This window comes from Cellulosimicrobium sp. 4261, assembly GCF_040546915.1.
In the GTDB taxonomy this organism is placed as follows: Bacteria; Actinomycetota; Actinomycetes; order Actinomycetales; family Cellulomonadaceae; genus Cellulosimicrobium; species Cellulosimicrobium cinnabarinum.
Genome location: NZ_JBEPOQ010000008.1, coordinates 163,609 through 176,028, shown reverse-complemented (window position 1 = coordinate 176,028; position 12,420 = coordinate 163,609). Strand labels below are relative to the sequence as shown.

Sequence of the window (12,420 nt, the reverse complement as noted above, 5' to 3'; positions counted from 1 at the left end):
TGGCATTGACTAACAAGCACACTGTTGAGTTCTCAAACAACCGACACACACCAACTCAGCACCACCCGACCGGGCAGAACCTCGCTTGGGGCAACTTCTCTAATCTACCAGATCCTCGGTGTCCCTTCCAACTCGGTGTTCCGAGCTCGGAGGGCCTGCCGGGAGCCAGCAGCCTCGAAGGTCTCGAGGGCGCGCGAGGCACCCGATCGATCTTCAAGGGGACCGCCCGGGGGACCAGCCACCGTCTCGGATGATCGAGACCCGGTGTCCGTTCCTCCCTGCCGGGCGAACGTCGAGAACACTACACGCGCTCCACGAGAGTGCCAAATCCGCTCTGCGGCGCGGCTGCCGGAGTCGACGGAGAAGGGGCCGGCACCGCTCGACGCGGCCCGGCCCCTCCTGTTCCTCGCCCTTCCGGGTCAGCCGGCGACGGCGACGCCGAGCGTCTTCTTGCCGCGGCGCAGGAGCGCGAACCGTCCGTGCAGCAGGTCGTCGGCCCCGAGCACCGCGTCCTCACCGGTGACCTTGACGTTGTTGACGTACGCGCCGCCCTCGGCCACCGCCCGGCGCGCGGCCCCCTTCGACGCGACGAGGCCCGACGCCACCAGGAGGTCGACGACCGCGTCGCCGACCTGCGCCGTCGCGCGCGGCAGCTCGGCGACCGCCGCCTCCAGGGTGCGCTCGTCGAGTCCGTCGAGGTCGCCGCGGCCGAAGAGCGCCTGGCTCGCCGCGACGACCGCCTCGGTCGCCGCCGCCCCGTGCACGAGCGTCGTCACGTCGGCCGCGAGGGTGCGCTGCGCCTCGCGCGCGCCCGGCCGCTCCCGGACCGCGACCTCGAGCTCCGCGATCTCCTCGCGCGAGCGGAAGGTGAAGATCTTCAGGAACCGCACCACGTCGTCGTCGGCCGCGTTGAGCCAGAACTGGTAGAAGGCGTACGGGCTCATCATGTCGGCGTCGAGCCAGACGGCGCCGCCCTCGGTCTTGCCGAACTTCGTGCCGTCGGCCTTCGTGATGAGCGGCGTCGTCATGACGTGCACCGACGCGCCCTCCGTCCTGCGGATGAGGTCGACGCCCGAGAGCAGGTTGCCCCACTGGTCGTTCCCGCCCGTCTGCAGCGTGACCCCGTGGCGCAGGTAGAGCTCGTGGAAGTCGATGCCCTGGAGGATCTGGTAGCTGAACTCCGTGAAGCTGATGCCCTCGTCCGAGCTCAGGCGGCGCGCCACCGTGTCCTTGGCGAGCATCGTGCCGAGGCGGTAGTGCTTGCCCACGTCCCGCAGGAAGTCGATCGCCGACATCTCCGAGATCCAGTCGAGGTTGTTGACGACCCGCGCCGCGTTCTCCCCCTCGAAGTCCAGGAAGCGCGAGACCTGGCCGCGCAGGCGCTCGGTCCAGTCGGCGACCGTCTCCTTCGAGTTGAGCACCCGCTCCCCCGACTGGCGCGGGTCGCCGATCATGCCCGTCGCACCGCCCACGAGCGCGATCGGCCGGTGGCCGGCGAGCTGGAGGTGGCGCAGCAGGAGGAGCTGGACCAGGTGCCCGTGGTGCAGGCTCGGCGCCGTCGGGTCGAAGCCGCAGTAATAGGTGATCGGGCCCTCGGCCAGCGCGGCGCGCAGCGCGGCCTCGTCGGTGGACTGCGCCACCAGGCCTCGCCATTGCAGCTCGTCGAGAACGTCGCTCACTTCTGCTCCTTCGTCGAGTGCCCGTCGTGCGGGCACAGCGGTGCGGCCCCGTCCGGGCCGCGGGTCCTAGTCTGCCGTGCCGGACGCCGTCGCCCGGCCACCGCCCACCTCGCGGGCGGCGTGGGCGGTGTGCCGCCGGGCGATGCCCCGGCTCAGCGGGACCGGGCGCTCACGCGGCGGTAGGCGGACACCGTCGGGTCCCCCGCGAGCCAGTAGCGCCAGGGGAACAGCTCGCCGTCCCCGCCGTCACCCGACACGCCCACGCGCGGTCCCGTGGCGATCGGCGGCCGGTGCGGCCCGTCCGTCGCCCGGTGCAGCACGAGCTCGCCGTCGGGGTCCGTCAGCTCCGCGCCGTACTGGCGCAGGTCGAGGTCGAGGGCCACGGCAAGACGCGCGGGGCCGCGTGCGATCTGGCGGTCGGAGTCGCACCGGCCCGCGGCGACCCGGCGGGACCGGGCGAGCTCGACGCCCTCGGTCACCTCCCCGGCGCGCAGCAGGACGGCGGACGCGCGGCCCACCGGACCGCACACGACGTTGACGCAGTGGTGCAGGCCGAGGTGGCGGTAGACGTAGAGGCGGCCCGGCTCGCCGAACATGGCGCGGTTGCGCTCCGTGCGGCCGCGGAACGCGTGCGAGCCCGGGTCCCTCTCGCCGTCGTACGCCTCGACCTCCGTGATCCGCAGCGTGACGTCGCCCTCAGCGCTGCGCCGCGTGAGCAGGGAGCCGAGGAGGTCGCGCGCGACCTCCTGCGCGTCGCGCGCGTACCAGCCGCGGGCCGGGGCGTCCCACGGCCCGACGACGCGCGCGCTCCCGGACTCCCCCGTCCCCACGATGCCCTGCACCGTGCCCGCCGCAGCCTCTGCCGGCATGCCGCCACCTCCCGTCCCGGGCAATCTACGCCTCGCCGCCCACGTCCGTGCGGGACGCGGTCGGGTCCGGGCCGGGCGCCGTCCGCCCCGTGCGCACGAGCCGTCCCCACCCGTCGAGGACGACGTCCGCACGCTCGCGCGTGGCGTTGCGGCGGTAGTGCTCGCGCTCCGCGGCCATCCAGGCGAGCCAGTGGTCGCGCTGGTCCTCGCCGTCCCGGTCGAGGCCGCGCCGGAGCCGGACGTCGTCCGGCGCCTCGACCCACACGCGCAGCGCCGCGACCTCGTCGGCCTCGCGCCGCCCCGCCCCGCAGCCCTCGACCACGAGGTACGGCGCGGCCGGGACGTCGTGCCACTCGGCGAAGCGGTCGAGGTGCCAGTCGAACCGGCGGTACCGCCCGGCCCGGCCCGCCGCGAGCGGCGTCAGCACCCACGCGTCGAGGCGCCCCCAGGCGGGCTCGAGCCCGCGCCAGCCCTCGTAGAGGTCGTCCATGTGGAGCACCTGGGCCGGCAGCGCGTCGCCGAGCTGCGCGGCGAGCGTCGTCTTGCCCGAGCCCGCGGGCCCGTCCACGACGACGATCCGCGTGCCCGACGCCGTCCCCTCCCCCGCGGCGACCTCGCCCGGACCGGGCGGCCCGAGGCGCGGGGCGGCGTCGCGCACCCGGCGGACGAGCTCGGCGAGGACGTCCGCGCCGACGCTCACGCCCGCGCCGCCGGGCACGCGTGGCGCACCGCGAGCCGGGCCACCGTCAGTCCTGGGCCCAGAAGCGGTACTCGGCCGAGCGCTCCTTCGCGGCCTCGAGCTGCTCGGCGACCCGCACCGGGGCGGTGCCGCCCACGGCGTCGCGCGACGCGAGCGAGCCCTCCACGCTCAGCACGTCGCGCACGCCCGGCGCGAGGTGCTCGGAGATCGACGCGAGGTCGTCGTCCGAGAGGTCCCACAGCTCGATGCCGCGCTCCTCGCACGCGCGCACGCACGCGCCCGCGACCTCGTGCGCGACGCGGAACGGCACGCCCTCGCGCACGAGCCACTCGGCGACGTCCGTCGCGAGCGAGAACCCCTGCGGCGCGAGCGACGCCATGCGGTCGGTGTCGAACTCGAGGGTCGCGACCATGCCGGAGAACGCGGGCAGGAGCACCTCGAGCGTGTCGACCTGGTCGAACACCGGCTCCTTGTCCTCCTGGAGATCGCGGTTGTACGCGAGCGGCAGGCCCTTGAGCGTCGCGAGCAGGCCCGTCAGGTCGCCGATGAGGCGGCCCGCCTTGCCGCGCGCGAGCTCGGCGACGTCCGGGTTCTTCTTCTGCGGCATGATGCTCGACCCCGTGGAGTAGGAGTCGTGCAGGCGCACGAAGCCGAACTCCTTCGTCGCCCAGAGGATGACCTCCTCCGCGAGGCGCGAGAGGTCGACCCCGAGCATCGCGGCGACGAACGCGAACTCCGCGACGACGTCGCGCGACGCGGTGCCGTCGATCGAGTTCTCGACCGGGCCGTCGAACCCGAGCTCGGCGGCGACCGCCGCCGGGTCGAGGCCCAGCGACGAGCCCGCGAGCGCCCCCGACCCGTACGGGGAGCGGGCGGCGCGCACGTCCCAGTCGATGAGCCGGTCGACGTCGCGCAGCAGGGGCCACGCGTGGGCGAGCAGGTGGTGCGCGAGGAGCACCGGCTGGGCGTGCTGGAGGTGCGTGCGGCCGGGCATGGCCGCACCCGGGTGCGCGGCGGCCTGCTCGATCAGCGCGTCGACGACGTCGAGCACGAGGCGGGCGATCGTGCGCGCCTCGTCGCGCAGGTACATGCGCGTGAGCGTCGCGATCTGGTCGTTGCGCGACCGGCCCGCGCGCAGCTTCCCGCCGAGCTCGGGCCCGGCGCGCTCGATGAGCCCGCGCTCCAGCGCGGTGTGCACGTCCTCGTCGTCGTCGGCCGCGACGAACGCGCCCGACGCGACGTCCTCGCGCAGGCGCTCGAGCGCCGCGTGCATGCCGTCGAGCTCGTCGTCGTCGAGCAGGCCGGCCGCGTGCAGGACCTTCGCGTGCGCCTTCGAGCCCGCGACGTCCTGGCCCGCGAGGCGCCAGTCGAAGTGCGTGGACTTGCTCAGCGCAGCCAGCGCGTCGGCGGGGCCGCCGGCGAACCGGCCGCCCCACAGGCTCACCCGCGACGTCTCCGTCGTCTCGGCGGCGGTGCCGTCCTGGTCGTCGTGCGTGCTCACAGCGCTCCCGTCCCGAGGTCCACACCGTTGCCGAACTTCTCGTCGCGCGCGGCGGCGAGCTTCGCGGTGAGACCGTAGATCTCGATGAATCCCTTGGCCTGCGACTGGTCGAACGAGTCGCCCTCGTCGTACGTCGCGAGGTTGAAGTCGTAGAGGCTCGCGTCCGAGCGCCGGCCCGTGACGGTCGCCCGACCGCCGTGCAGCACGAGGCGCACGTCGCCGGACACGTACCGCTGCGTGTCGTCGACGAACACGTCGAGCGAACGCTTGAGCGGGCTGAACCACATGCCGTCGTACACGAGCTCGGTCCAGCGCTGCTCGACGCCGCGCTTGAAGCGGGCCTGCTCGCGCTCGAGCGTGACGTTCTCGAGCTCCTGGTGCGCGGCGATGAGGGCGATCGCGCCCGGCGCCTCGTAGACCTCGCGCGACTTGATGCCCACGAGGCGGTCCTCGACGATGTCGATCCGCCCGACGCCCTGGGCGCCGGCGCGACGGTTCATCTCCTGGATCGCCTGCAGCGGGGTCACCGCGACGCCGTCGAGCGCGACCGGGACGCCCTGCTCGAACGTCACGACGACCTCGTCCGCGACCGGCGGGAACGTCGGGTCGTCGGTGTAGTTGTAGACGTCCTTGGTCGGCGCGTTCCAGATGTCCTCGAGGAAGCCGGTCTCGACCGCGCGCCCCCAGACGTTCTGGTCGATCGAGAACGGGTTGTGCTTCGTCGTGGCGATGGGCAGCGCGTGCGTCTCCGCGTACTCGATGGCCTTCTCGCGGGTCAGCGCGAGGTCGCGCACGGGCGCGATGGTCTTGAGCTCGGGTGCGAGGGACGTCGTGGCGACCTCGAAGCGCACCTGGTCGTTGCCCTTGCCCGTGCAGCCGTGCGCGACCGTCGTGGCGCCGAACTGGCGCGCCGCGCGCACGAGGTGCTTGACGATGACCGGGCGCGACAGCGCCGAGACGAGCGGGTACCGGTCGAGGTACAGGGCGTTCGCGCGCAGCGCGGGCATGCAGTACTCCGCCGCGAACTCGTCGCGCGCGTCGGCGACGTACGCCTCGACGGCGCCGCAGTCCAGGGCACGCTGCCGGATGACCTCGAGGTCCTCCCCGCCCTGGCCGACGTCGACCGCGACGGCGACGACCTCGGCGCCCGTGGCCTCGGCGATCCAGCCGATGGCCACCGACGTGTCCAGGCCGCCCGAGTAGGCGAGCACGACGCGTTCAGTCATGACGGTCTCTTTCTGTGACGTGCGGGTGGGGTCCGGGGTCCAGTCTCGCAGGGCGCCGCGGCCGCGCGGGGCGCGGTCCGACGGCGGTCAGTCCGGCGTGCCGGGGACGGGCCCGCCGTGGGGTCCGGAGAGCTCGAGGAAGCGCCGCGCGAGGTCCGCGCCGCCGTCGGGGTCGCGCGCGATGACGAGGATCGTGTCGTCGCCCGCGATGCACCCGAGCACGTGCGGGAGCACGGAGTGGTCGATCGCCGACGCGAGGTAGTTCGCGGCACCGGGGGGCGTGCGCAGCACGACGAGGTTCGCGGACGCCTCGGCGGACACGAGCATCTCGGAGCACAGGCGCGCGAGCCGGGCCGCGAGGTACTCGGGCGACTCCGCGGTCTGGACGCTGCGGTCCCCGCCCTCCCCCGGCACCGCGTACACGAGCGCGCCCGAGGCGCCGCGCACCTTCTCCGCGCGCAGCTCGATGAGGTCGCGCGAGAGCGTCGCCTGCGTCACCGACAGGCCCTCGCGCTCGAGCTCGCGCGCGAGCTCCGCCTGCGAGTGGATCTCGGTCCGGCGCACGATCTCGGCGATGCGCGCGTGGCGCGCCGTCTTCGTCGTCGCCGTGCGGGGCTCGGTCACGACCGCTCCAGGAGGAACGTGAGCAGCGCCTTCTGCGCGTGCAACCGGTTCTCCGCCTCGTCCCACACCGCCGAGCGGGGGCCGTCGATCACCTCGGCGGTGATCTCCTTGCCCCGATAGGCGGGCAGGCAGTGCAGCACGATCGCGTCGGGCCGGGCGTGCGCGAGGAGCTCGTCGTTCACCTGGTACGGCACGAACGGCAGGGCGCGGTCCTCGGCCTCCGCCTCGTCGCCCATCGACACCCACGTGTCGGTCGCGACGACGTCCGCCCCCGCGACGGCCTCGACCGGGTCGGAGGTGACGAGCACGGAGCCGCCGGTCTCGGCGGCGATCCGCTCGGCGTCGGCCACGAAGACGGGGTGCGGCGGGTACCCGTCCGGCGTCCCCACCCGCACGTGCAGGCCCGCGGTCGCGCCGCCGAGCAGGTAGGAGTGCGCCATGTTGTTCGCGCCGTCGCCGACGTACGCGAGCGTCTGGCCCGCGAGCGCCCCCGTCCCGCCGCGGAGCTGGGCGATCGTCAGGAGGTCCGCGAGGATCTGGCACGGGTGGAAGTCGTCGGTGAGCGCGTTGACGACCGGGACCCGGCTGATCGCCGCCATCTCCTCGATCCGGTCCTGGCCGAACGTGCGCCACACGATGGCGGACGCCTGCCGGTCGAGCACGCGCGTGACGTCCGCGACGGACTCGCGCACCCCGACCTGGGCGAGCCGGCCGTCCACGACGACCGGGAAGCCGCCGAGCTCGGCGATGCCCGTCGCGAACGAGAGCTGCGTGCGCAGCGTCGGCTTGTCGAACAGGACGGCGACGCCCTGCGGTCCGGCGAGCGGCTGGCGGAACGTGCGGTCGTCGCGGAACGCGAGGCCGATCTCGAGCACCCGACGCTGCTCGGCGGGCGTGAGGTCGTCGTCGCGCAGGAAGTGCCGGGGGGCCATCAGGAGCTCCTCGTCGTGGGGGCGGTCGTGGGGGCCGTCGTGGGGACAGGGGGGACGTCGGCCGGGGCGGCGGCGTCGTCGGAGACCTCGACCGCGGCGAAGAACGCCACGACGTCGCGCGCCTGGTCGGGGGTGAGGACGAGCGGCGGCGCGAGCCGGATCGCGTCGGGCGCGACGGCGTTGACGACGAAGCCCGCGTCGAGCGCCGTCCGCGCGACGTCGGCCGCGACGGGCCGGGTGAGCTGCACGGCGAGCAGGAGCCCGCGTCCGCGCACCCCGGCGACGAGCGGGTTGCCCGCCGCGGAGATCCCGTCGCGCAGGAGCGCCCCGACGGTCCGCACGTTCTCGAGGAGCCCGTCGCGCTCGATCACCCCGAGCGTCGCGAGCGCCGCCGCCGCCGCGACGGGGTTGCCGCCGAACGTCGTCCCGTGCTGGCCGCGGCCGAGCAGCGTCGCCGCGCGCTCGCCGTACGCGACCACCGCGCCGACGGGGAACCCGCCGCCGAGGCCCTTGGCGAGCGTGACGACGTCGGGCACGACGCCGCCCCCCAGCGCCGGCTGCTGGTACGCGAACCACGAGCCGGTCCGCCCGACGCCGGTCTGCACCTCGTCGAGGACGAGCAGCGCGCCGTGGCGTGCGGTGAGCTCGCGCGCGGCGACGAGGTAGCCCGGCGAGAGCGAGCGCACGCCCGCCTCGCCCTGCACGGGCTCGACCACGAGCGCGGCGACCTCGCCGCGAGCCGCCACCGCCGCGGGCGAGAAGGCCTCCTCGAGCGCGGCGACGTCGTCGAACGCGACGAACTCGACGCCGCCCGGGAGCGGCTCGAACGGCTCGCGGTACGCGGCCTTCGACGTCATCGCGAGCGCGCCCATGGTCCGGCCGTGGAAGCCGCCCTGGAGCGCGAGGACCCGCGTGCGACCCGTCCGGCGCGTCATCTTGAACGCCGCCTCGTTCGCCTCCGTGCCCGAGTTCGTGAAGAACACGCGCGACCCCTCGGGGGCCTCCGCGAGCGCGAGCAGGCGCTCGGCGAGCGCGATCTGCGTCGGGGTGCCGAAGAAGTTCGAGACGTGCCCGAGCGTGCCGAGCTGGGCCGAGACAGCGGCCGTGAGCGTCGGGTGGGCGTGGCCGAGCGCGTTGACCGCGATGCCTGCGAGCAGGTCGAGGTACCGCTTGCCGTCGGCGTCCCACACGTACGCGCCCTCGCCCCGCACCAGGACGCGCTGCGGCGGGCCGAACGTGTCCATGACGGCGTGCGCGTAGCGGTCGGTCCACTGCGCGACGGAGCCGTCGGCCGGGGCCGTCACGTCGGTCGTCGGTGCGGGCGCGGGCGCGCCCTGCTGGTGGTCGAGCGCGTTCACGCGGCCCCTCCGGCGGTCGTGGTGAGCGCGGGCGCCGGCGCGCCCGCGGCGTCGGGGACGACCATCGTCCCGTTGCCCTGGGTGGTGAAGACCTCGAGCAGCGTCGAGTGCGGCACGCGGCCGTCGATGACCGTCGCCGCGGGGACCCCGCCCTCGACGGCGCGCAGGCACGCCTCCATCTTGGGGACCATGCCCGCCGAGAGCGACGGCAGGAGGGCCGCGAGCTCGGAGCGCGAGATCTGCGCGACGAGCGAGCCCCGGTCCGGCCACGACGTGTACAGGCCCTCGACGTCGGTCAGGACGACGAGCTTCTTCGCGCCGAGCGCGACCGCGAGCGCCGCGGCGGCGGTGTCCGCGTTGACGTTGAGCACCTGGGTCGGGTCCTCGAGGTCGGGGGCGATGGTCGAGACGACGGGGATGCGGCCGGCGTCGAGCAGGTCCTGGACCGCGGACGGGTGCACCTCGACGACGTCGCCGACGAGCCCGACGTCGACCGGCTCGCCGTCCACGGTCGCGTGCCGGCGCTGGGCCTGCAGCAGGCCGCCGTCCTCGCCCGAGAGCCCGACGGCGTACGGCCCGTGCGCGTTGATGAGGCCGACGAGCTCGCGCGAGACCTGGCCCGTGAGGACCATGCGCACGACGTCCATCGCCTCGGGCGTCGTGACGCGCAGCCCCCCGCGGAACTCGGACTCGATGCCGAGCCGGTCGAGCATCGCGGAGATCTGCGGGCCTCCGCCGTGCACGACGACCGGGCGCAGCCCGACGCGGCGCAGGAACACCATGTCCTCGGCGAACGCGGCCTTGAGCGTGTCGTCGACCATGGCGTTGCCGCCGTACTTGACGACGACGAGCGCGCCGGCGAACTCCTCGAGCCACGGCAGGGCCTCGACGAGCACCTCGGCCTTCTGCTCGGGGCGCAGGTCGGTGCGCGTGTCGAACGCGGCGTCGTGGGGGTGGGGAGCGGGCGTGGTGGGGTCGCTCATGAGGAGTACGCGCTGTTCTCGTGGACGTAGTCGTGCGTGAGGTCGTTGGTCCAGACGGTCGCGCTCGCGGAGCCGGCGTGCAGGTCGATCTCGACGCGCACCTCGCGCTCGGCCGCGAGGTCGACGAGCTCGCGGGGCTCGCCCACTCCCCCGGCCCGGCACACCTGGACGTCGTTGACCGTCACGTCGAGCAGGAGCGCGTCGAACGGCGCGACCTCCTCGGGGACGGTCCCGACGGCGGACACGATGCGGCCCCAGTTCGGGTCGTTGCCGAAGATCGCGGCCTTGAACAGGTTGGAGCGGGTCACGGCGCGCGCGACGGCGACCGCGGCGTCCTCGCTCGACGCGCCCACCACGGTGACGGCGACGTCGTGGCTCGCACCCTCGGCGTCGGCGACGAGCTGGCGCGCGAGCGACCCGCACGCCTCGGTGACGGCGTCGGTGAGCGCGTCGAGACCGACCTCGACCCCGGACGCGCCCGAGGCGAGCAGGATCACGGTGTCGTTGGTCGACATGCAGCCGTCGGAGTCGACGCGGTCGAACGTCGTGCGGGTCGCGGCGCGCAGCGCGGCGTCGGCCGTCGCGGCGTCGACGACGGCGTCCGTCGTCAGCACGCACAGCATGGTCGCGAGGCCCGGGGCGAGCATGCCCGCGCCCTTCGCCATGCCGCCCACGGACCACGTCGCGGCGCCGTCCGTCGCGGTGGCGTCCGTGACCTCGCGGACCACCGCGACCGTCTTCGGCACAGTGTCCGTCGTCATGATCGCGAGCGCGGCGTCACCACCGCCGTCGACCGCGGCGACCGGGTCCGCGAGCGCCGCCGCGGCGGCGTCGACGCCGGCGAGGAGCTTCTCCATGGGCAGCCGCACGCCGATGAGGCCCGTCGAGCAGACGAGCACGTCGCCCGCCGACGTCGCGAGCACGTCGGCGACGTGCTCCGCGGTCCGGTGCGTGTCGGCGAAGCCCTCCGGGCCCGTGCACGCGTTCGCGCCGCCCGAGTTGAGCACGACGGCCGTCGCGCGCCCGTCGCCCACGGCCTGGCGCGTCCAGGCGACCGGCGCGGCGAACACGCGGTTCGTCGTGAGCACGGCCGCGGCGACGTCGAGCGGCCCGTCGTTGACGACGAGCGCGACGTCGCGCGCGCCGGTGGACTTGAGCCCGGCGGCGACGCCGGCGGCCCGGAAACCCTGCGGGGTGGTGACGGTCACGGGGCGACCCCCTCGGTCGTGAGACCCGCCGTCTGGGGCAGGCCGAGCGCGATGTTCATGGACTGCACCGCGGCGCCCGCGGTGCCCTTGACGAGGTTGTCGATCGCCGTGACGGTGACGACGCGGCCCGCCGCGTGGTCGACGGCGACCTGGACGAGCGCGGTGTTCGCGCCGAGGGTCATCGCCGTCGTCGGCCACTGCCCCGCGGGCAGCACCCGGACGAACGGCTCGCCGACGTACGCGTCCTCCCAGGCCTGGCGGACGCGCGCGTCGAGCGCGGCGGGGTCGAGGCGCGCGGCGTCGTCGGACAGGCGCGCCGTCACCGTGGCGAGGATGCCGCGCGACATGGGCACGAGCGTGGGCGTGAACGAGATGCTCACGGCCGGGGCCCCCGCGGCCCGCAGGTTCTGTGCGATCTCCGGGATGTGTCGGTGCGACCCCCCGACGGCGTACGGCTGCGCCGACCCGAGCGCCTCGGACGCGAGCAGGTGCGGCTTGAGCGACTTCCCCGCGCCCGAGTACCCGTTGGCGAGCACCGCGACGAGGTCCGTGCCCTCGACGAGCCCGGCGGCGACGCCCGGCTGGATGCCGAGCGTCACGGCGGTGACGTTGCACCCGGGGACGGCCACGCGCCGCGCCCCGACGAGCCGCTCGCGCTGCTTCGTCTCGGTCGCAGCGGCGCCGGGCGCGACCGTGAGCAGGAGCTCCGGCAGACCGTACGGCCACGTGCCCGCGTGCTCGGAGCCGTAGAACGCCGACCAGTCCGCCGCGGACTCGAGCCGGTGGTCCGCACCGAGGTCGAGCACGAGGACGTCCTCCGGGAGCTGCGCCGCGATCTCGCCCGACGCACCGTGCGGCAGCGCGAGGACGACGACGTCGTGGCCCACGAGGTGCTCGACCGCCGTCGGCAGGAGCACGCGGTCGGCCAGGGATCGCAGGTGCGGCTGGTGCTCGCCGAGGAGCGTGCCCGCGTTGCTGTGCGCCGTCACGGCGCCGATCTCCACCTCGGGGTGCCCGGCGAGCAGGCGGAGCGTCTCCCCGCCCGCGTATCCCGACGCACCCGCGACCGCGACTCTGATCGTCATATGCATCACTATACATACTTATGCAACGGCGGGTCGGAGGGCCTGCCCCACGGTACGCGGGGTCGGGTCCGCGGTGCTGCATCGGCCGACGACCCGCCGAGTCGGGTCCGCGGTGGGGTCGGACCGTGCGCTCGGACTGGCACACCGTCACCTCGGTCTTCCGGGCGGAGGTCGAGGAGTGCGCCTCGACGTCCTTCGCACACGGTCCGACCCCACCGCTCGTCCTGCCCGTCACCGCACGACCCGCGCTCAGCC

Annotated in this window: 11 protein-coding genes; all 11 read right to left on the bottom strand. The window is 74.5% G+C overall.

Features of this window, described 5'->3' with window-relative positions; translation table 11 throughout:
- Window positions 1–419: 419 nt before the first annotated feature.
- Window positions 420–1,679, bottom strand: coding sequence for a tyrosine--tRNA ligase (tyrS, locus tag ABIE39_RS12415; protein ID WP_175010184.1), 1,260 nt, complete (start codon window positions 1,677–1,679; stop codon window positions 420–422).
- Between the two features lie 152 nt (window positions 1,680–1,831).
- Window positions 1,832–2,548, bottom strand: coding sequence for a DNA-3-methyladenine glycosylase (locus tag ABIE39_RS12410; protein WP_175010183.1), 717 nt, complete (start codon window positions 2,546–2,548; stop codon window positions 1,832–1,834).
- A 25-nt stretch (window positions 2,549–2,573) separates the two neighbouring features.
- Window positions 2,574–3,266, bottom strand: coding sequence for a uridine kinase family protein (locus tag ABIE39_RS12405; protein ID WP_222592442.1), 693 nt, complete (start codon window positions 3,264–3,266; stop codon window positions 2,574–2,576).
- Between the two features lie 28 nt (window positions 3,267–3,294).
- Complete coding sequence (gene argH / locus ABIE39_RS12400; protein ID WP_354051955.1) at window positions 3,295–4,749, bottom strand: argininosuccinate lyase; 1,455 nt, start codon at window positions 4,747–4,749, stop codon at window positions 3,295–3,297.
- Window positions 4,746–5,975 carry an argininosuccinate synthase gene (locus ABIE39_RS12395; RefSeq protein ID WP_175010181.1) on the bottom strand — a complete coding sequence of 410 codons (1,230 nt, stop codon included), beginning with the start codon at window positions 5,973–5,975 and terminating at the stop codon, window positions 4,746–4,748. Before ABIE39_RS12395 ends, argH begins: the two co-directional genes overlap by 4 nt.
- Window positions 5,976–6,062: 87 nt before the next feature.
- Window positions 6,063–6,599, bottom strand: a complete 537-nt coding sequence (locus ABIE39_RS12390; RefSeq protein ID WP_074810086.1) for an arginine repressor — start codon at window positions 6,597–6,599, stop codon at window positions 6,063–6,065.
- Window positions 6,596–7,531 (bottom strand): ornithine carbamoyltransferase, encoded by a 936-nt coding sequence (argF, locus tag ABIE39_RS12385; protein ID WP_175010180.1) that lies wholly within the window; start codon window positions 7,529–7,531, stop codon window positions 6,596–6,598. The genes ABIE39_RS12390 and argF overlap by 4 nt, the downstream gene beginning before the upstream one ends.
- Window positions 7,531–8,775, bottom strand: coding sequence for an acetylornithine transaminase (locus ABIE39_RS12380; protein ID WP_502914865.1), 1,245 nt, complete (start codon window positions 8,773–8,775; stop codon window positions 7,531–7,533). Before ABIE39_RS12380 ends, argF begins: the two co-directional genes overlap by 1 nt.
- A gap of 110 nt (window positions 8,776–8,885) precedes the next feature.
- Window positions 8,886–9,872, bottom strand: coding sequence for an acetylglutamate kinase (argB, locus tag ABIE39_RS12375; RefSeq protein ID WP_175010178.1), 987 nt, complete (start codon window positions 9,870–9,872; stop codon window positions 8,886–8,888).
- The gene (gene argJ / locus ABIE39_RS12370) at window positions 9,869–11,080 is read right to left on the bottom strand and encodes a bifunctional glutamate N-acetyltransferase/amino-acid acetyltransferase ArgJ (protein WP_175010177.1); all 1,212 of its coding nucleotides are present in this window, start codon (window positions 11,078–11,080) and stop codon (window positions 9,869–9,871) included. The genes argB and argJ overlap by 4 nt, the downstream gene beginning before the upstream one ends.
- Window positions 11,077–12,165: an N-acetyl-gamma-glutamyl-phosphate reductase gene (argC, locus tag ABIE39_RS12365; protein WP_502914864.1), complete on the bottom strand. Its 1,089-nt coding sequence runs from the start codon at window positions 12,163–12,165 to the stop codon at window positions 11,077–11,079. The genes argJ and argC overlap by 4 nt, the downstream gene beginning before the upstream one ends.
- Between the last annotated feature and the right edge of the window lie 255 nt (window positions 12,166–12,420).

Coding starts and splice junctions, on each gene's coding strand:
- ABIE39_RS12395 (WP_175010181.1), bottom strand. CDS start 5,975: ATGACTGAACGCGTCGTGCTCGCCTACTCGGGCGGCCTGGACACGTCG.
- argF (WP_175010180.1), bottom strand. CDS start 7,531: ATGGCCCCCCGGCACTTCCTGCGCGACGACGACCTCACGCCCGCCGAG.
- argC (WP_502914864.1), bottom strand. CDS start 12,165: ATGACGATCAGAGTCGCGGTCGCGGGTGCGTCGGGATACGCGGGCGGG.
- argB (WP_175010178.1), bottom strand. CDS start 9,872: ATGAGCGACCCCACCACGCCCGCTCCCCACCCCCACGACGCCGCGTTC.
- ABIE39_RS12410 (WP_175010183.1), bottom strand. CDS start 2,548: ATGCCGGCAGAGGCTGCGGCGGGCACGGTGCAGGGCATCGTGGGGACG.
- ABIE39_RS12380 (WP_502914865.1), bottom strand. CDS start 8,775: ATGGACACGTTCGGCCCGCCGCAGCGCGTCCTGGTGCGGGGCGAGGGC.